This window comes from Enterobacter sp. MF024, assembly GCF_005843915.1.
Taxonomy (GTDB): domain Bacteria; phylum Pseudomonadota; class Gammaproteobacteria; order Enterobacterales; family Enterobacteriaceae; genus Enterobacter; species Enterobacter barmai.
In genome coordinates this window covers 142,986-162,961 of the sequence record NZ_VCBB01000011.1, presented here as the reverse complement: position 1 = coordinate 162,961, position 19,976 = coordinate 142,986, and the positions used below count along the sequence as shown (strand labels likewise).

Genomic DNA, 19,976 nt, shown 5'->3' with positions numbered 1-19,976 from the left:
CTAAAGATTAAGGTTCAGTATGAATTACTGACCTTTGATCTCTTTACGACCGTTGTATGGTGCTTTTTCGCCCAGCGCTTCTTCGATACGAATCAGCTGGTTGTATTTAGCAACACGGTCAGAACGGCTCATAGAACCGGTTTTGATCTGGCCTGCAGCGGTACCAACAGCCAGGTCAGCGATGGTAGCGTCTTCAGTTTCGCCTGAACGGTGAGAGATAACGGCAGTGTAGCCAGCGTCTTTCGCCATTTTGATCGCAGCCAGAGTTTCGGTCAGAGAACCGATCTGGTTGAATTTGATCAGGATGGAGTTAACGATGCCTTTCTCGATACCTTCTTTCAGGATCTTGGTGTTGGTTACGAACAGATCGTCACCAACCAGCTGGATTTTGTCGCCCAGTACTTTGGTCTGGTATGCGAAACCAGTCCAGTCAGACTCGTCCAGACCGTCTTCGATAGAGACGATTGGGTACTGTTTGGTCAGGTCTTCCAGGAAGTGAGTGAACTCTTCGGAGGTGAATGCTTTGTTGCCTTCGCCAGCCAGAACGTATTTACCGTCTTTGTAGAATTCAGATGCTGCACAGTCCATCGCCAGGGTGATGTCGGTGCCCAGCTCGTAGCCAGCTGCTTTAACCGCTTCAGCGATTACAGCCAGTGCTTCGGCGTTGGAGCCCAGGTTAGGTGCATAACCACCTTCGTCACCTACTGCAGTGTTCATGCCTTTAGCTTTCAGAACTTTAGCCAGGTTGTGGAACACTTCAGAACCCATACGTACTGCTTCTTTCAGGGATTTCGCGCCAACTGGCTGAATCATAAATTCCTGAATATCAACGTTGTTGTCTGCGTGCTCACCGCCGTTGATGATGTTCATCATCGGAACTGGCATAGAGTATTTGCCTGGAGTGCCGTTCAGTTCAGCAATGTGTTCGAACAGTGGCTGACCTTTAGAAGCAGCTGCTGCTTTGGCGTTCGCCAGGGAAACAGCCAGGATTGCGTTAGCACCGAAGTTAGATTTGTTTTCAGTACCGTCCAGATCGATCATGATCTTGTCAATGCCAGCCTGATCTTTGGCATCTTTGCCAAGGATTGCCTGAGCAATAGGACCGTTTACTGCGCCAACCGCTTTGGTTACGCCTTTGCCCAGGAAGCGGGATTTGTCGCCATCGCGCAGTTCCAGCGCTTCGCGGGAACCAGTAGAAGCACCTGACGGCGCAGCAGCCATACCTACGAAACCACCTTCCAGGTGTACTTCGGCTTCAACAGTCGGGTTACCACGGGAGTCGATGATTTCACGACCGATGACTTTAACGATTTTGGACATTAGATTTTCCTCAGTACAAGTTAAACTAAAACTCCAGACAAACAACGCGTACCTTTGGTACGCGTTGCCGTTCTAACTTTTCTTACTTCGCCTGACGCTTCTGGAACTCATTGGCGGCTTTCACAAAGCCAGCAAACAGCGGATGTCCATCACGCGGCGTAGAAGTAAATTCCGGGTGGAACTGACAGGCAACGAACCATGGGTGGTTCGGCACTTCGATGATCTCGACCAACTGATCGTCCCCGGAGCGGCCCGCAATACGCAGACCCGCGGCTTCAATTTGTTTCAACAGCAGGTTGTTCACTTCGTAACGGTGACGATGGCGCTCAGTGATGACCGGCGCACCGTACATCTGGCGTACCAGGCTGTCGTCAGAGAGCTGGCAAGCCTGAGAACCCAGACGCATCGTGCCACCCAGATCGCTTTTCTCGGTACGGACTTCGACGTTACCTTCTTCGTCGCGCCATTCGGTAATCAGCGCCACAACAGGGTACTTACAGTCTGGCACAAATTCCGTAGAGTTCGCGTTTTCCATCCCCACCACGTTGCGTGCAAATTCAATCAGCGCAACCTGCATACCCAGGCAAATGCCGAGGTAAGGAATATTGTTTTCACGCGCATAGCGTGCGGTAGCGATCTTGCCCTCAACACCACGGTAGCCGAAGCCGCCAGGGATGAGAATAGCATCCAGATCTTTCAGAATTTCTACACCGCGGGTTTCAACATCCTGCGAATCGATCAGCTTGATGTTGACGGTAACGCGGTTCTTCAGGCCACCGTGTTTCAGCGCTTCGATAACTGACTTATAGGCGTCCGGCAGTTCAATGTACTTGCCGACCATACCGATAGTCACTTCGCCTGCCGGGTTCGCTTCTTCGTAAATAACCTGTTCCCATTCAGACAGGTTAGCTTCCGGACAGTTCAAGCTGAATCGTTTACAAATATAATCGTCCAGACCCTGTGATTTCAACAGGCCCGGGATTTTATAAATGGAATCGACATCTTTCATTGAAATAACGGCTTTTTCTGGCACGTTACAGAACAATGCAATTTTTGCACGTTCGTTGGCCGGAACCGCACGATCGGAGCGGCAAACCAGGATATCAGGCTGAATACCGATAGAGAGCAGCTCTTTAACGGAGTGCTGGGTCGGTTTGGTTTTCACTTCACCTGCGGCAGCCATGTAAGGCACCAGGGTCAGGTGCATGAACAGCGCGTGTTCACGACCGATATCCACCGCCAGCTGGCGAATCGCTTCAAGGAACGGCAGGGATTCGATATCACCTACGGTACCACCGATTTCAACCAGCACTACGTCGTGGCCTTCGCCACCGGCAATGATGCGCTCTTTAATGGCGTTGGTGATGTGCGGGATAACCTGAACGGTTGCGCCCAGGTAGTCACCGCGACGCTCTTTACGCAGAACGTCAGAGTAGATGCGGCCAGTCGTAAAGTTGTTACGACGGGTCATTTTGGTGCGAATGAAGCGCTCATAGTGACCCAGGTCCAGGTCGGTTTCAGCGCCGTCTTCAGTAACGAACACTTCCCCGTGTTGGATTGGGCTCATGGTACCTGGATCGACGTTGATGTACGGATCCAGCTTCATCATGGTCACATTGAGGCCACGGGCTTCAAGAATGGCTGCGAGGGAGGCTGCGGCAATGCCTTTACCCAGAGAGGATACAACCCCGCCGGTCACAAAAATATAGTTCGTTGTCATGCTGAACCTGAGAAGTTAGGGTGAAACGATGGAATAACCAGGACGGGAAAGTAGTATACCCGAACACGGCGAGCGCCACAAACTTTCATTCTCCGTCTCCTGTCTCAGGCTTTGACTCACATTGGGAGTGAGAAAATAGCCCCTTTTGGGTAAATGTTTTTGACGCAAATCAAGCGCTTGTCATTTAAAAAATCACACAAATTGCGCTTGATCGCAAAAACCCGTTAGAGATCAGATTCCTGGCGTTTTACTTCCTGCCACACTTCTTCCATCGCCTCGAGGTCCACGCCGGTCATTTCCAGGCCGCGGGCAGCGATAATGCGCTCCACTTCCCGGAAGCGACGCTCGAATTTGAGGTTCGCTTTTTGCAACGCCACTTCGGCTTTTACCCCTAAATGACGCGAAAGATTGACGGTGGCAAACAGCAGATCGCCCATCTCCTCTTCCAGCTTCTCCTGATCCACAACCGCCTGTTGCGCTTCGTGCATCACCTCGTCGATCTCTTCATGCACTTTGTCGAGCACCGGGCCGAGAGTCGTCCAGTCAAACCCCACCGTCGAGCAGCGTTTCTGGATCTTGTGCGCGCGCATCAGCGCCGGCAGGCTCAGCGGGATGTCATCCAGCGCGGAATGCTGCGACTTTTCCGCCCGCTCCGCGCTTTTGATCTGCTCCCAGCGGGCCAGCACTTCGTGGCTGTTCTCAGCGGTGGCATCGCCAAAGATGTGCGGGTGACGGCGCTCCAGCTTGTCGCTGATGGCGGCGCAGATATCGTTGAAATCAAAGCGCCCCTCTTCCTGGGCCATTTGCGCGTAGAACACCACCTGGAACAGCAGGTCCCCCAGTTCGCCGCGCAGATCGTCAAAATCTTCCCGGGAGATGGCGTCCAGCACCTCATAGGTCTCTTCCAGGGTGTAGGGGGCGATGGTGGCGAAAGTCTGCTCTTTGTCCCACGGGCAGCCGTTTTCCGGGTCGCGCAGGCGTTGCATAATGCCGAGCAGGCGGTCGATTTGGGTCATGTCTTATCCTGTTTGAATCGAGGTTGCCGGATAGCGGCTGACGCCTTTCCCGGCCTACGTAAAAGCGTAGCCCCGGCAAGCAACGCGCCGCCGGGGAGATAGATTAACCGCCGTGCAGACGACGGGCGTCAATCACATCCGGCACCTGGTTCAGCTTGCCGAGCACCCGGCCCAGCACCTGCAGGTTATAGATTTCGATGGTCATATCGATGGTGGCGAGCTGCTGACGGGTGTCGCTGCGGCTGGCAACCCCCAGCACGTTCACCTTTTCGTTCGCCAGAATGGTGGTGATGTCGCGCAGCAGGCCGCTGCGGTCGTTGGCCGAAACCCGCACCACCAGCGAATAACCGGCAGAATAACTCTCGCCCCACACCGCATCCACGATGCGTTCCGGGGCGTGGGACTGTAAGTCGTCCAGCTGATCGCAGTCCGCACGGTGTATGGAGATCCCGCGCCCCTGGGTAATAAAGCCGACGATCTCATCCCCGGGGATCGGCTGGCAGCAGCGGGCGATGTGGTGCATCAGGTTACCGACGCCTTCCACCACCACCCTGCCGTTGTCTTTCTCTTTGCTACGGTGCTGCGGGTTGTAGCTCTTCTGCTGCAACTGCTTCAGCGCCGCGGCATCCTGCTCTTCCGCGCTCGGTTTGTTGAACTGCGCCTGCAGGAAATTCACCATCTGGTTAAGACGAATATCCCCGCCGCCGATGGCGGCCAACAGCTCATCCAGCTCGTTAAAGTTGTAGCGCGGCAGCAGGAATTTTTCCGCCTCTTTCAGGTGGATGCCTAAATGTTCCAGCTCGTCATCGAGGATCTGGCGCCCGGCAAGGATGTTCTTGTCACGATCCTGCTTGCGGAACCAGGCGTGAATTTTTGAGCGCCCGCGGCTGGTAGTGATATAGCCGAGGTTCGGGTTCAGCCAGTCTCGGCTCGGGTTCGGCTGTTTCTGGGTGATGATGTCCACCTGATCGCCCATCTGCAGCTGATAGGTGAACGGCACGATACGCCCGCCGATTTTGGCGCCGATGCAGCGATGCCCCACGTCACTGTGGATGTGGTAGGCAAAGTCGAGCGGCGTTGAGCCCGCAGGCAGGTCAACCACGTCGCCTTTTGGCGTAAAGACGTAGACCCGGTCATCAAAGACCTGGCTGCGCACTTCGTCGAGCATTTCGCCGGAGTCGGCCATCTCCTCCTGCCACGCAATCAGCTTACGCAGCCAGGCGATGCGATCTTCGTGCCCGGAGCGCGCCCCCCCTGAGGTGCCCTCTTTGTACTTCCAGTGCGCGGCGACGCCCAGCTCGGACTCTTCGTGCATCTGTTTGGTACGGATCTGGATCTCGACCGGTTTGCCGCCCGGCCCCAGCACCACGGTATGGATCGACTGGTAGCCGTTCGGTTTCGGGTTAGCGACGTAGTCGTCAAACTCATCCGGCATGTGGCGGTAATGGGTGTGAACAATACCCAGCGCGGCGTAGCAGTCCTGTAACCGCTCGGCCACGATACGCACGGCGCGCACGTCAAACAGCTCGTCAAAGGCGAGATGCTTCTTCTGCATTTTGCGCCAGATGCTGTAGATATGCTTCGGACGGCCATACACTTCGGCCTTCACGCCCTCTTCTTTCATCGACTTACGCAAGCCGCCGACAAACTCGTCGATGTAGTGTTCACGGTCGATACGGCGCTCGTGCAGCAGCTTAGCAATGCGCTTGTATTCCGCCGGGTGCAGGTAGCGGAAGCAGTAATCTTCCAGCTCCCATTTCAGCTGCCCGATCCCCAGACGGTTCGCCAGCGGGGCATAGATATTGGTGCACTCTTTCGCCGCCAGCACGCGTTCATCTTCCGGCGCGTCTTTCACTTCCCGCAGATGGGCGACGCGTTCCGCAAGCTTGATCACCACGCAGCGGAAGTCATCCACCATCGCCAGCAGCATACGGCGGACGTTATCGACCTGTTCAGAGGAGACCGAATCGGTATGGGTGGCTTTAAGCTGGCGGATGGCCGCCATGTCGCGCACGCCGTGGATCAGGGCGACAACGGATTTGCCAACGCTTTCGCGAAGGACATCTTCTGTGACCACCTCCGCGTCCGCCAGCGGGAACAGCAGCGCAGCCTGCAGCGTTTCGATATCCATGCTCAGCATCGAGAGGATTTCGACCATTTCAATGCCGCGCCACAGCATCAGCTCGGCGTCGGGGTGCCCCTGAGTGGTGCGCAGACAATAGGCCCATGTTTCGGTTAAGCGTTCACACGACTGCTGGCTGGCAATCCCCAGACTTGCGATCCATTTTTGTGGGTCAAACTCACCAGCTTTATTGAGATGTGCACTTCTTACCGCAACCATTGTCCTCTCCTTTAGGGACCCTTGCCTGTCGAATTCGACAAGCCGAAACTCATCAGTTGTGTTCAAACAACGCCATTGATTCCAGATGTCCAGTGTGCGGGAACATATCAAGCATTGCCAGACGCTGAATCTGGTAACCCGCCGCGAGTAACGCCTCGCTATCCCGGGCAAGCGTCGCCGGATTACAGGAAACATAGACCACGCGTTTAGGGGCGAGTTTAATAATATGCTGCATCACGCCTGGCGCGCCCGCGCGTGCCGGGTCCAGCAGGATTTTATCGAAACCGTGCGCCGCCCAGGGCTGCCTGGTGACATCCTCTTCCAGATTCTCATGAAAAAATGTCACGTTTTGCAGCGCATTGTGAACAGCGTTGTCGCGCCCCTTTTCCACCAGCGCCGCCACGCCCTCTACGCCAACGACGCTGTGCGCCCGTTTTGCCAGCGGCAGGGTAAAGTTGCCCATCCCGCAGAACAGGTCGAGCACCCGGTCTTCTGGCTGAATATCCAGCCACGCCAGCGCGGTCGCCACCATCTGCTGATTTACACCGTCATTGACCTGAATAAAATCGCGCGGACTGAACGTTAAGCGTAGCCCGTCTGAATCATACCAGGGCGTTTCACCGCTCAGTTGCTCAAGTATCTCGCTTTGCGGAGCGAGATAAAGCGCAAGGTCAAGGGAATGCGAAAAGCGTTCCAGTTTTTCACGATCCTGGGCCGACAGCGGCGCCGTATGGCGCAGCACCATCAGCGGACCGCTGTTGGCCAGCACCAGCTCAACGTGCCCGAGATAGCGAGCACCCTGCAGTTCAGAGAGGCATTTGCGCACTTCTGGCAGCAATGCCTCAAGACGGGGCACCAGAATGGGGCACTGTTTTACGTCCACGATGTCGCTGGAGTTGGCCTTGCGAAAGCCCATCTCCAGACGCGCGGTTTTCGGCTGCCAGTTCAGGCTCAGACGCGCCCGGCGGCGGTAGCCCCAGGGCTTATCGGCGATGACTTCATCGACGTCGTGCTTTAGCAAGCGCGCCAGGGCATTGCTTTTGCTGCGCTCCTGGAGCGCAACGCTGGCGTGCTGCTGTTGGCAGCCGCCGCACACGCCGAAGTGCGGACAGCGTGGCGTTTCGCGTTCCGGGCTATCATTAAGACGACGCTTTACCTGCCCGCGTGCGTACTGACGTTTCTCTTCCGTCAGGGTGATTTCCGCACGCTCCTGGGGCAGCAGTCCGGGGATAAACACGGTCTTACCCTCATGGCGCGCCACCCCCTGTCCGAACGGATCGAGGTCTGTCACTTCAACAGTTATGATCTGACGCGTCGTCACGCGTCGCTTTGCAGAGTAGAATTGCGCCATCGCCGGGAATTTTCTCAAATGAACATATTGACTCTAATTGTCCCATAACGGAACTCCATGACCAACTACAGCCTGCGTGCGCGCATGATGATTTTGATCCTCGCCCCTACCGTACTCATTGGTTTACTGCTGAGTACCTTCTTCGTGGTGCACCGTTATAACGACCTACAGCGCCAGCTCGAGGACGCCGGGGCCAGCATTATTGAGCCGCTGGCGGTCTCCAGCGAATACGGCATGAACCTGCAAAATCGCGAGCCCATCGGCCAGCTCATCAGCATTCTGCATCGCCGTCATTCAGAGATTGTGCGGGCTATCTCGGTGTATGACCAAAATAATCACCTGTTCGTCACCTCCAACATCCAGCTTGACCCGGATACCCTGAAGCTGCCGGACGGTTCCGCGTTTCCCAAGCGGCTGAGCGTGATCCGCCAGGGCGAAAAAATGATCCTGCGCACGCCGATTATCTCGGAAAGCTATTCACCGGATGAATCACCCGCGTCGGACGCCAAGCCCAATAACAACCTGCTGGGATATGTGGCCCTGGAGCTGGATCTCAAGTCCGTGCGGCTGCAGCAGTACCGGGAGATCTTTATCTCCACGGTGATGATGCTGTTTTGTATCGGCATCGCGCTGATCTTCGGCTGGCGTCTGATGCGCGATGTAACGAGCCCTATCCGCAACATGGTGAATACCGTCGACCGCATCCGCCGGGGCCAGCTCGACAGCCGCGTCGAAGGCTTTATGCTCGGCGAGCTGGATATGCTGAAAAACGGCATCAACTCGATGGCCATGTCGCTGGCGGCGTACCACGAGGAGATGCAGCATAACGTCGATCAGGCCACCTCCGACCTGCGGGAAACCCTGGAGCAGATGGAGATCCAGAACGTCGAGCTGGATCTGGCGAAAAAACGCGCCCAGGAGGCGGCCCGCATCAAGTCAGAGTTCCTGGCGAACATGTCCCACGAGCTGCGCACCCCGCTTAACGGGGTGATCGGCTTTACCCGCCTGACCCTGAAAACCGAGCTCAACCCGACCCAGCGCGACCACCTGCATACCATCGAGCGTTCGGCTAATAACCTGCTGGCGATCATCAACGACGTGCTGGACTTCTCCAAGCTCGAGGCGGGCAAACTGATCCTCGAGAGCATTCCGTTCCCGCTGCGCAACACCCTGGATGAAGTGGTCACCCTGCTGGCGCACTCCTCTCACGATAAAGGGCTGGAGCTGACGCTGAACATTAAAAACGACGTGCCGGACAACGTGATTGGCGATCCGCTGCGCCTGCAGCAGGTGATCACCAACCTGGTGGGTAACGCCATTAAATTCACCGAGAGCGGTAACATCGACGTGCTGGTTGAAAAGCGCGCCATCAGTAATACCAAGGTGCAGATTGAGGTGCAGATCCGCGACACCGGGATCGGTATTCCTGAGCGGGATCAGTCCCGGCTGTTCCAGGCCTTCCGTCAGGCCGATGCCAGCATCTCCCGTCGCCACGGCGGCACCGGGCTGGGGCTGGTGATCACCCAGAAGCTGGTTAACGAGATGGGGGGAGATATCTCCTTCCACAGCCAGCCTAACCGGGGCTCGACCTTCTGGTTCCATATCAATCTTGACCTGAACCCGAATGTCCTGACCGATCGCCTGGCCATGGATTGCCTGCAGGGTAAACGGCTGGCGTACGTGGAGCCCAATACCGCCGCCGCGCAAAGCACCCTCGATGTGCTGAGCACCACTCCGCTGGAGGTGGTTTACAGTCCGGGGTTCTCCGCGCTGCCGGTTGACCATTACGACATTCTGCTGATGGGGATCCCGGTGACCTTTACCGGCGAGCTGAGCATGCAGCAGGAGCGGCTGGCGAAAGCGGCCTCGATGACCGATTACCTGCTGCTGGCCCTGCCGTGCCATGCGCAGATTAACGCCGAGGAGCTTAAGCATGACGGAGCGGCCGCCTGTCTGCTGAAACCGCTGACCGCCACCCGCCTGCTGCCGACCCTGACCGAGTACTGCCGCCTGAACCATCACGCCGCGCCTGCGATCAGCGATGAGAGTAAACTGCCGATGACCGTGATGGCGGTGGATGATAACCCCGCCAACCTGAAGCTGATTGGCGCGCTGCTGGAGGATCAGGTACAGCATGTCGAACTGTGCGAGAGCGGCCTGCAGTCCGTGGAGCGGGCGAAGGAGATGCCGTTTGACCTGATCATGATGGATATTCAGATGCCCGGCATGGACGGCATCCGCGCCTGTGAACTGATTCGCCAGCTTCCTCATCACCTGCAAACGCCGGTTATCGCCGTAACGGCGCATGCGATGGCGGGTCAAAAAGAGAAGCTGCTGAGCGCCGGGATGAACGACTATCTGGCGAAGCCGATCGAAGAAGAGAAGCTGCGCAGCCTGCTGTTGCGCTACAAACCCGGCCCCGCCACGGGCAACCGGATAGCCCCGCCGGAGCCCCCGGCGATCGTGGTTAACAGCAGTGCAACCCTCGACTGGCAGCTGGCGCTGCGTCAGGCGGCGGGTAAAAACGATCTGGCGCGGGAGATGCTGCAGATGCTGGTGGCCTTCCTGCCGGAGATCCGCAATAAGGTGGAAGAGCAGCTGGTAGGTGAAGATCCGGAAGACCTGCTTGGAGCGATCCATAAGCTGCACGGCAGCTGTGGGTATAGCGGGGTGCCGCGCCTGAAGAATCTGTGTCAGCTGCTGGAACAGCAGTTACGTTCCGGCACGCCGGAGAGCGAGCTGGAACCGGAGTTCCTGGAGCTGCTGGATGAGATGGATAACGTCACGCGGGAAGCGATGAAGGTGCTGGGGTAGCCATTCCCCCTCACCCTGACCCTCTCCCCACAGGGGAGAGGGAATAAACCCTAGAGACCAGCCCCCATCCCCACCTTCAACACCGCTGCAATATTCCTCGCCGCCATCCGCACATTCTCCTCGGCGTTTTCCAGCGCCTCCTCCAGCGTGCAGACGGTGTAAATCACGCTGAACACCGCGTCGATGCCGTGTTCATGCACCACGCCGACGTCCGCCGTCAGGCTGCCCGCGAGACCAATCACCGGTTTATTGTGGCGTTTGGCGATCTTCGCCACGCCCACCGGCACTTTGCCATGGATGGTCTGGCTGTCGATCCGCCCTTCGCCGGTGATCACCAGATCGGCATCGGCCACCAGGCTGTCGAGGTTGAGCGCATCGGTCACAATTTCAATGCCCTGGCGCAGCTGCGCGCCGCAAAAGGCATATAACGCAGCACCCATACCGCCTGCGGCACCGCCGCCGGCCAGGTTGAGCACGTCAACGTCCAGATCGCGGGCGATGATACGGGCATACTGCGTCAGCGCACGATCGAGACGAACGATCATCTCCGGGGTTGCCCCCTTCTGCGGACCAAACACCGCGGTGGCGCCGTTGTCGCCGGTCAGCGGATTGGTGACGTCGCAGGCCACCTCAATGCGGCACTCCGCCAGCCGTTTATCCAGGCCGCTGATGTCGATACGTGCCAGCTTCTCCAGCTCGCCGCCGCCCGCGCCGAGGGCGTGGCCCTGTTCATCCAGCAGCTTCGCGCCAAGCGCCTGCACCATCCCTGCGCCGCCATCGTTGGTAGCGCTGCCGCCAATGCCGATGATGATATGTTTTACGCCCGCATCCAGCGCATGACGAATCAGCTCCCCGGTTCCCCAGGAGGTGGTTTTCAGCGGATTACGCTGGGCCGGGGGGACCAGCTCCAGACCGCTGGCCGCCGCCATCTCGATAAACGCACTTTTGCCATCGCCGGAGCGGCCATAAAAACCGTCAACATGCTCGCCGAGCGGCCCCGTTACCCGCACCTGAATAATGTCACCCTGAGTGGCGGCAACCATCGCTTCCACGGTGCCCTCGCCACCATCGGCAACCGGCAGTTTCACATACTCCGCCGTCGGGAAAATCTCGCAAAATCCTTGCTCTATCGCCGTTGCCACTGCCAGGGCACTGAGGCTCTCTTTGTAAGAGTCCGGTGCGATAACTATTTTCATAAGCCGTCCTTACGCATGTTGACTACCATAAGCATACACCCGTCACGCAAGAGAAAATGCCGACTCCCGCAGGAACCGGCACCGGACTTAACGCACCATGCAAGGGCGTTTGTTGTTGAAGGTCCACTCCGGGATCAGGTACTGCATCGCCATCGCGTCGTCGCGCGCGCCCAGACCGTGCTGCAGATAGAGCTCGTGCGCCTTCATCACCCGATCCATATCCAGCTCAACGCCCAGACCCGGCGTGGTCGGCACCTGCACCATGCCGCCTTTGATTTCGAACGGCTCTTTGGTCAGGCGCTGGTTGCCCTCCTGCCAGATCCAGTGGGTGTCGATGGCGGTGATGTTGCCCGGCGCAGCGGCAGCCACGTGGGTGAACATCGCCAGTGAGATATCAAAGTGGTTGTTGGAGTGCGAGCCCCAGGTCAGGCCGAACTCGTGGCACATCTGCGCCACGCGCACCGATCCCTGCATGGTCCAGAAGTGCGGATCCGCCAGCGGAATGTCCACCGACTGCAGCGACAGGGTGTGCCCCATCTGACGCCAGTCGGTGGCGATCATATTGGTTGCGGTCGGCAGGCCGGTGGCGCGACGGAACTCAGCCATCACTTCACGGCCGGAGAAGCCCTGCTCGGCGCCGCATGGATCTTCCGCGTAGGCCAGCACCCCCTTCAGGCGTTTACCGATACGGATCGCTTCATCGAGCGACCATGCCCCGTTAGGATCGAGGGTAACGCGCGCCTGCGGGAAGCGTTTCGCCAGGGCGATGATCGATTCGGCCTCCTCGTCACCGGCCAGCACGCCGCCCTTCAGTTTGAAATCGTTAAAGCCGTACTTCTCGTAAGCCGCTTCTGCCAGGCGGACAACCGCGTCCGGGGTCATCGCCTCTTCATGGCGCAGGCGATACCAGTCGCACTGCTCATCCGGCTGGCTCTGGTACGGCAGCGGCGTCAGCTTACGGTTGCCCACGAAGAAGAGGTAACCCAGCATCTCGACTTCAGAGCGCTGCTGCCCGTCACCCAGCAGCGAGGCGACGTTCACGCCCAGGTGCTGGCCCAGCAGGTCGAGCATCGCCGCTTCAATACCGGTGACCACATGAATGGTGGTGCGCAGGTCAAACGTCTGCAGCCCGCGTCCGCCCGCGTCACGGTCGGCAAATTCGTTGCGTACCGCATTGAGGACGTTTTTGTACGCGCCCAGCGTTTTGCCGACGACCAGCGGGATCGCATCTTCCAGCGTTTTACGGATCTTCTCGCCACCCGGGATTTCACCCACGCCGGTATGACCGGAGTTGTCTTTGATAATCACAATATTACGGGTGAAGAACGGGGCATGGGCGCCGCTCAGGTTCATCAGCATGCTGTCATAACCGGCAACCGGAACGATCTGCATGGAGGTGACAACAGGCGTAGTAAAAGTGCTCATAATTCAATCCTTTAATCAGTGGCGACCGAACGCAGGGCGTTTACGGTCAAAGGTCCAGCCGGGGATAAGGTACTGCATCGGGCCTGCATCGTTACGTGCGCCGCCAGGCAGTTTCTTATACGCCTCATGCGCTTTGTGGATCTGATCCCAGTCAAGCTCCACGCCAAGCCCCGGTGCGTCAGGAACGGCAATCTTGCCGTTTTTAATTTCGAGTGGATTTTTGGTCAGGCGCGCTTCGCCTTCCTGCCAGATCCAGTGGGTGTCGATAGCCGTCGGCGTGCCCGGAGCGGCGGCACCGACGTGGGTAAACATCGCCAGCGAAATATCAAAGTGGTTGTTGGAGTGGCAACCCCAGGTTAAGCCCCAGTCATCGCACAGCTGCGCCACGCGTACCGCGCCGGAAAGGGTCCAGAAGTGCGGATCCGCCAGCGGAATATCCACCGAGTTCAGCATCACCGCATGGCCCATCTCGCGCCAGTTGGTGGCAATCATGTTGGTTGCCACCGGCAGGCCCGTGGCGCGGCGGAACTCTGCCATCACCTCACGGCCGGAGAAGCCCTGCTCAGCGCCACAGGGATCTTCGGCGTAGGTCAGCACATCGCCCAGGCCTTTGCACAGGGCGATGGCTTCATCCAGCAGCCACGCGCCGTTGGGGTCCACGGTGATGCGGGCATCCGGGAAGCGTTTTTTCAGGGCGCGGGCGCTGTCGATCTCCTGCTCGCCCGGCAGTACGCCGCCTTTCAGTTTGAAATCTTTAAAGCCGTAGCGATCCTGCGCCGCTTCCGCCAGGCGGACCACCGCCTCGCTGGTGAGCGCCTCCTGATGGCGCAGGTGATACCACTCGTGGTTGCCCGGTGAACGCTCCAGATAAGGCAGATCGGTTTTGTTGCGATCCCCCAGGTAGAAGAGGTAGCCCAGCACGGTGACCGCATCGCGCTGTTTACCGGGACCCAGCAGTTCACACACCGGCACGTTCAGCGCCTTGCCGAGGAGATCCAGCAGCGCCGCTTCCAGCGCCGCCACCGCATTGACCCGCAGTTCAAATGTCCAGGCGCCTTTGCCGAAGGTATCGAAGTCGGCAGACTGGTTGCCCTTGTGCACGCGCTGTACCACTTTGTTCAGCCGCGCCACCTCCTGACCGACCACCTGCGGGATGGCATCCACCAGCGTCTGGTAGATCACCTCGCCGCCGGGGGCTTCCCCTACGCCGGTATTCCCGGCGTTATCGGTCAGCACCACGATGTTGCGGGTAAACCAGGCGTTATGTGCGCCGCCGATGTTCAGCAGCATGCTGTCCTGGCCGGCGACCGGAATAACCTTCATTTCAGTGACGATAGGGCTGGATTGCATACTCATCATGAACGCTCCGCAACAGGTTTCAGCTCGATACGTTTAATATCACCCACCAGCACCAGGTAGCTCAGCACCGCTACCAGGGCATGGATCCCGACGTAAATCAGCGCCCCGTTGAACGAGCCGGTAGTGCCGACGATGTAGCCGATGGCAATCGGGGTGACGATCCCGGAGATGTTGCCGAACATATTGAACAGACCGCCGCTGAGGCCGCTGATCTCTTTCGGCGCAGTATCTGCCATCACCGCCCAGCCCAGCGCACCGATACCTTTACCGAAGAACGCCATCGCCATAAAGCCGATAATCATCCACTCGGCGTCAACGTAGTTACACACCACCATCGACATGGAGAGCAGCATCCCCAGCACGATTGGCGTTTTACGGGCGATATTCAGGGAACCCGTGCGACGCATCAGCCAGTCGGAAATTACCCCGCCCAGCACGCCGCCGACAAAGCCACAGATCGCCGGAACAGAGGCCACAAACCCGGCTTTCAGAATCGACATGCCGCGCGCCTGCACCAGATAGACCGGGAACCAGGTGATAAAGAAGTAGGTTAAGGCGTTGATGCAGTACTGGCCGAGGTAAATCCCCACCATCATGCGGGAGCCCACCAGCTGTTTGATCTGGCCCCATTTCTGGCTGAACGGCACTTTCTCTTTGTTTTTCGCCTGATCCATGTTGATCAGCGCGCCGCCTTCGGCGATGTAGTCCAGCTCTTTCTGGTTTACGCCCGGATGCTGGTTCGGCTCGTGGATCACTTTCAGCCAGACAAAGCTGATCAGAATACCCAGACCGCCCATGAAGAAGAACACGTGTGACCAGCCCACCTCGTGAGTCAGCCAGCCCATGATTGGGGCGAAGATGACGGTGGCGAAGTATTGCGCGGAGTTAAAAATGGAGACCGCCGTTCCCCTCTCCTGGGCCGGGAACCAGGCCGCCACTATGCGGCTGTTGCCCGGGAAGGATGGCGCTTCTGCCAGACCCACCAGGAAGCGCAGAGTAAAGAGCGCGACGATAATGCCAAAGCCGTTGAAGATATCGACAAAGCCCTGTAACAGGGTGAACAGGGACCAGATGAAGATGGACCAGAAGTAGACACGTTTAGAGCCGAAGCGGTCAAGCAGCCAACCGCCGGGGATTTGGCCAATAACATAGGCCCATGAAAATGCAGAGAAAACATACCCCATACCGACCGGATCCAGACCGATATCTTTTGCCATCTCTGAACCGGCAATCGACAGCGTGGCGCGGTCGCCATAGTTGAAGGATGTGACGATAAACAGCATCACCACTATCCAGTAGCGGGCATTGGTACGCTTTTCAGCGCTGCTCGCCGCTTGGCTTAATGAACTCATTCTTGCACTCCTGAATCATAGCGTTTTCGCTACGTTCATTCTGAACAGCTCAACCGTAGGGTAATCAGAATGACGTGTATGTGTTTTTTGCAGTTCAAACGTGAGGTCGTTTCGCCTTACTGACTGCATTTTTATTAACTGGCGAAAAAAGTATAAGAAAGGATCCAGGTAGCCCTCACCGTGCAACGACACAACATTGGGACCATCCTGTGCGGTTGTTTGTGGCAAAAGCCTAACTCAATGGAAGGTAGTTCACGGAAACGTGGCTGAGTGAGAAAACAGCAGAAGAGAAAGAGAAGAGTGTGAATCAGGTCGCTTGACGCGGTGGAATGCCCTCCCGCGGCCGGGAGGGAAAGGATTTAGCCGAGAAGCGTGCCCCAGTGTTCAACCCAGGGATTGGATTCGCTCTCCGGCTCGGGATGTTCAGAGGCATCAATCATCAGCATCTCACCGACGCGTTGCGCGCTTTGCTCCTGCAAGAGCGCATCGAACTGCTTGCCGCCGCCGCAGAAGTTCGCGTACGTGCTGTCACCGAGCGCAATAATGCCGTAGCGCATTTCCGGCTGGTAACCCAGCTTATCCTTGATCCCCTGAAACAGCGGAACGATGCTGTCCGGCAGATCGCCCTGCCCGGTTGTCGAGGTGACCACCAGCGCATACTGACCCTGATATTTTTCCCAGTCGGCCAGATCGGGATCTTCATAGACCGTGGCTTTATGGCCCATTCCCGCGAGGATCGCTTCGGCCTCTTCAGCCACCAGCAGCGAATTGCCGTACATCGTGCCGACAAAAATTCCGATTACCGCCATGTTTTACTCCCTGATTAGACGCAATTAACGATCATCCTGAACGCTGGCAACGTCAAACTCAACCCTTTCATTTTCGGGGAGTTGTCCGCGCCATCCAAACTGTGACAGCGCCTGCATCCACACCTCGTCCAGCCCGGCCCGGATCGTCAGCGGCTCACCGGTAAAGGGATGGATAAGCTGCAGCTGGCTGGCGTGTAACATCAGCCGGTTGCAGCCAAAATGCTCCGCTGCGCTGCGGTTCTGGCGTAGATCGCCGTGCTTGCTGTCGCCGATGATCGGGTGGCGCAGATGCGCCAGATGGCGTCGCAGCTGGTGCTTACGCCCGGTTTTCGGCTCGAGTTCGATCAGACTATAGCGCGTGGTGGGAAACTTACTGGTGGCAACCGGCATTTCAGTGGTCGCCATCCCGCGATAGTCAGTCACCGCCGGCTGCGGGCCCTTGTCGTCGCGGGCATACTTATCGGCGATTTTATCCAGCTCTTCCGTCAGGGGATAATCGAGGGTTGCGGCTTCTGTGAGCCAGCCGCGGACAATCGCGTGGTAGCGCTTCTGGATCTGATGCTGCTCGAACTGCTGCGACAGACGTCGTCCGGCTTCACTGGAGAGCCCCATCAGCAGAACGCCGGAAGTCGGTCTGTCGAGACGATGTGCCGTAAAGACATGCTGACCGATCTGGTCGCGCACCGTCTGCATGACGACGACTTTCTCATCCCGATCCAGCCAGCTGCGGTGTACCAGCCAGCCCGAAGGTTTATTGACGGCCACCAGCCACTCATCCTGATAGAGGATCTCGATCATGCGTCGTCGCCAAAGAGCGTATCCAGCGCCAGCAGTGCTGTGAGCACCGCGTCACGAGAAGGATGGGCGGCGTCCAGCGCCATTTCATAATAGGGCGCCACGGCAAAGCTCTGGGGCAGCGGATGACCGCTATCCAGCAGGGCGTGCATGCGGGGGATGAGCACCCATTGCAGCCACTCAAACGGCTCCAGGGTATCCATGCAGAAAGGTTGCGTACTTTCAAACGCGTCAGGCTGCGGCGCCGTCTCCTGCCACAGCTGATGCTCGCGCAGTAAAGCTTCGATAGCGTGCAGTTGCGCGCGCACGTTGTCGTGATGGGTCATGAAAACCTCAACTGAAAATGTGAACGACGCGCAGCATAGCAAAGAGCACGCAGAAATAAAAAAAGGGAGCACTGTTTACACAGTGCTCCCGGTTCGTTTCGCAGCAATCCAGCTACTTTTGGTGCTCCCTGCTCATCCGTGACAACTTTTCCTCTGACCCGAAGGTCTGGTCTTCCCTTGACCGCTGCATCCTGCGCACATCGTCCTGATGTGACTGCTTCATCCTGAAACGTCCTGGCCTTCCTGACCCACCGGACATCCTTACCGGCTCTCATTCTCCGTCCTGGAGGTGTCCTTCAACGCGTCCTGCGTTATCCTCTTGCTTCTTCCTGAAGCCTTCCCTGTAACGCCTTCCTGACCTGTCCTTGATAAGAAACGTCATCATCCTGATGTTCGTCTCTTGTGTCGGCTTCCTGTCGACGGACATAGAATCCCTTATTCCGCTTCGTCTTACAAGGCAGTGCGTAAGCCAGATTAAAGAGTCGGCTTATCTGCAAGGCAGGATTTAATCGTTCAACTTATTGATTAAATTAACCTTTAATAGCGGCCTAACAGAGTGTGAATACAGGTCATGACGCCGATCTCTCACAAACTCTGTAAGAGATCTCTCACAAGCGCACTAGTATTCAGGATTACACAACGGGATGAAGATGATTGAGGAAATCCGCAAGGGAATCGGAGAGGAGCTGACGTTTTTGCGTGCCCAGCGTCTCTTTAATGACGTTGCCTGTGAGATTACAGACGGAGATAACGTCCATTTCACTGTCGAGCGTGGCGATAAACAGCGTTGGCGATAGCTTCAGACGCTTCTGGGTCACCAGGTGCCCGATCAGATTCTCCTGCACGCGCAGCAGGTCCTCTTCACTCCAGGTTTGCAGCAGCGTCAGCGCTTCATTAGCAAAGCGAGCAGACATATCCCCGGCGAACTGAGTGGTATAGAACGCGTGGACCGCTGGTTGTACCACAATGTCCATGGCGCGTTCAATGGCATTTACATTCTGCTCAGCGGTAAACGGCTGCGGCTGCCAGGTTACCCTATCTGCGGAAGAGGTAATAATGCAGGGTGAAGGCACGCCGTACAGCTCTTCGCTTTGCGGCCATGACTCTTTCTGTTCATGCCATGCGTCACAATAACGCGTGGTAAATGCAGTTAACGCAGCAGCAGTCTCTTTATCCACCGGTTTCTCTCTTCATATAAGCCAGGATACACTCAGCCCCATAGTTTACCTTTAAAGTGACAACGAAACATGTCTTACGAAAATCATGACGCCTTATCGGGCCTGACGCTGGGCAAAAGCACAGCCTACCGCGACATCTACGATGCCAGCCTGTTACAGGGCGTGCCGCGCAGTCTCAACCGCGATCCGCTGGGTCTGAAGGCCGATGCCCTGCCCTTCCACGGCGGCGATATCTGGACGCTGTATGAACTCTCCTGGCTGAACGCCCGCGGGCTGCCGCAGGTGGCGGTCGGTCACGTTGAGCTGGATCACGCCAGCGTGAATCTGGTGGAGTCCAAAAGTTTTAAGCTCTACCTCAACAGCTTTAACCAGACGCGTTTCGACAGTTGGGAAGCGGTGCAACGCACGCTGGAACGCGACTTAAGCGCCTGCGCCCAGGGCAAGGTCACCGTGGCGCTCTACCGGATTGATGAGCTGGAAGGTCAGCCCATCGCCCACTTCCACGGCACCTGCATCGACGATCAGGATATCGAGATCGACAACTACGCGTTTGACGCCGCCTGGCTGGAAAATGCCGCCAGCGGCAAAGTGGTGGAAGAGACGCTGGTCAGCCACCTGCTGAAATCCAACTGCCTGATTACCCACCAGCCTGACTGGGGCTCCGTGCAGATTAAGTATCGCGGCGCGAAAATCGACCGTGAAAAGCTGCTGCGCTATCTGGTCTCTTTCCGTAACCATAACGAGTTTCACGAGCAGTGCGTTGAGCGCATCTTCAACGACATTCTCCATTTCTGCCAGCCAGAGGCGCTGAGCGTCTATGCCCGCTATACCCGACGCGGCGGGCTGGATATCAATCCGTGGCGCAGCAACACCGATTTCGTTCCGGCGATTGGCCGGTTAGTGCGTCAGTAAAATAAATAAATTCACAATATGCGCGGTCTGTTCCGCGCTTTAGGTTGTGAAACGTCATAAGC

The 19,976-nt window shown here is 57.4% G+C and carries 15 protein-coding genes; 2 read left to right on the top strand and 13 right to left on the bottom strand.

Annotated features, from left to right (window positions below; genetic code table 11):
• Nucleotides 1–24: 24 nt before the first annotated feature.
• The 5 genes from eno to rlmD all read right to left on the bottom strand — a co-directional run bounded on the left by eno (nucleotide 25) and on the right by rlmD (nucleotide 7,748).
• A complete protein-coding gene (gene eno, locus FFB58_RS17525) occupies nucleotides 25–1,320 on the bottom strand; it encodes a phosphopyruvate hydratase (protein ID WP_039029937.1) in 1,296 nt (431 codons plus the stop codon).
• 82 nt (nucleotides 1,321–1,402) lie between these two features.
• Nucleotides 1,403–3,040, bottom strand: a complete 1,638-nt coding sequence (gene pyrG, locus FFB58_RS17520) for a glutamine hydrolyzing CTP synthase (protein WP_039029936.1) — start codon at nucleotides 3,038–3,040, stop codon at nucleotides 1,403–1,405.
• A gap of 224 nt (nucleotides 3,041–3,264) precedes the next feature.
• Complete coding sequence (gene mazG, locus FFB58_RS17515) at nucleotides 3,265–4,056, bottom strand: nucleoside triphosphate pyrophosphohydrolase (RefSeq protein ID WP_138370549.1); 792 nt, start codon at nucleotides 4,054–4,056, stop codon at nucleotides 3,265–3,267.
• A 103-nt stretch (nucleotides 4,057–4,159) separates the two neighbouring features.
• Nucleotides 4,160–6,397 carry a GTP diphosphokinase gene (gene relA, locus FFB58_RS17510; RefSeq protein ID WP_039029934.1) on the bottom strand — a complete coding sequence of 746 codons (2,238 nt, stop codon included), beginning with the start codon at nucleotides 6,395–6,397 and terminating at the stop codon, nucleotides 4,160–4,162.
• A 52-nt stretch (nucleotides 6,398–6,449) separates the two neighbouring features.
• A complete protein-coding gene (gene rlmD / locus FFB58_RS17505; RefSeq protein ID WP_138370548.1) occupies nucleotides 6,450–7,748 on the bottom strand; it encodes a 23S rRNA (uracil(1939)-C(5))-methyltransferase RlmD in 1,299 nt (432 codons plus the stop codon).
• 57 nt (nucleotides 7,749–7,805) lie between these two features.
• On the opposite strand from rlmD, the gene barA reads away from it, so the two are divergent.
• Nucleotides 7,806–10,562 (top strand): two-component sensor histidine kinase BarA, encoded by a 2,757-nt coding sequence (gene barA, locus FFB58_RS17500; protein WP_138370547.1) that lies wholly within the window; start codon nucleotides 7,806–7,808, stop codon nucleotides 10,560–10,562.
• A 50-nt stretch (nucleotides 10,563–10,612) separates the two neighbouring features.
• On the opposite strand, the gene FFB58_RS17495 is transcribed toward barA, so the two are convergent.
• The 8 genes from FFB58_RS17495 to syd all read right to left on the bottom strand — a co-directional run bounded on the left by FFB58_RS17495 (nucleotide 10,613) and on the right by syd (nucleotide 19,002).
• Nucleotides 10,613–11,758, bottom strand: a complete 1,146-nt coding sequence (locus tag FFB58_RS17495; RefSeq protein WP_138370546.1) for a glycerate kinase — start codon at nucleotides 11,756–11,758, stop codon at nucleotides 10,613–10,615.
• Between the two features lie 87 nt (nucleotides 11,759–11,845).
• On the bottom strand, nucleotides 11,846–13,186 hold the full coding sequence (gene gudD, locus FFB58_RS17490; protein ID WP_171029973.1) for a glucarate dehydratase: 1,341 nt from the start codon (nucleotides 13,184–13,186) through the stop codon (nucleotides 11,846–11,848).
• Nucleotides 13,187–13,198: 12 nt separating this feature from the next.
• Nucleotides 13,199–14,539, bottom strand: coding sequence for an enolase C-terminal domain-like protein (locus tag FFB58_RS17485; RefSeq protein ID WP_039030113.1), 1,341 nt, complete (start codon nucleotides 14,537–14,539; stop codon nucleotides 13,199–13,201).
• Nucleotides 14,539–15,894: an MFS transporter gene (locus FFB58_RS17480; protein WP_138370544.1), complete on the bottom strand. Its 1,356-nt coding sequence runs from the start codon at nucleotides 15,892–15,894 to the stop codon at nucleotides 14,539–14,541. The genes FFB58_RS17485 and FFB58_RS17480 overlap by 1 nt, the downstream gene beginning before the upstream one ends.
• 359 nt (nucleotides 15,895–16,253) lie before the next feature.
• Nucleotides 16,254–16,703, bottom strand: a complete 450-nt coding sequence (locus FFB58_RS17470) for a flavodoxin (protein ID WP_039029928.1) — start codon at nucleotides 16,701–16,703, stop codon at nucleotides 16,254–16,256.
• A 24-nt stretch (nucleotides 16,704–16,727) separates the two neighbouring features.
• Nucleotides 16,728–17,501, bottom strand: a complete 774-nt coding sequence (gene truC / locus FFB58_RS17465; protein WP_138370543.1) for a tRNA pseudouridine(65) synthase TruC — start codon at nucleotides 17,499–17,501, stop codon at nucleotides 16,728–16,730.
• Nucleotides 17,498–17,824, bottom strand: coding sequence for a YqcC family protein (locus FFB58_RS17460; RefSeq protein WP_039029926.1), 327 nt, complete (start codon nucleotides 17,822–17,824; stop codon nucleotides 17,498–17,500). The genes truC and FFB58_RS17460 overlap by 4 nt, the downstream gene beginning before the upstream one ends.
• Before the next feature lie 632 nt (nucleotides 17,825–18,456).
• A complete protein-coding gene (gene syd, locus FFB58_RS17455) occupies nucleotides 18,457–19,002 on the bottom strand; it encodes a SecY-interacting protein (protein WP_138370542.1) in 546 nt (181 codons plus the stop codon).
• Nucleotides 19,003–19,071: 69 nt separating this feature from the next.
• On the opposite strand from syd, the gene queF reads away from it, so the two are divergent.
• Nucleotides 19,072–19,914 (top strand): NADPH-dependent 7-cyano-7-deazaguanine reductase QueF, encoded by an 843-nt coding sequence (queF, locus tag FFB58_RS17450; RefSeq protein ID WP_138370541.1) that lies wholly within the window; start codon nucleotides 19,072–19,074, stop codon nucleotides 19,912–19,914.
• Nucleotides 19,915–19,976: the final 62 nt, after the last annotated feature.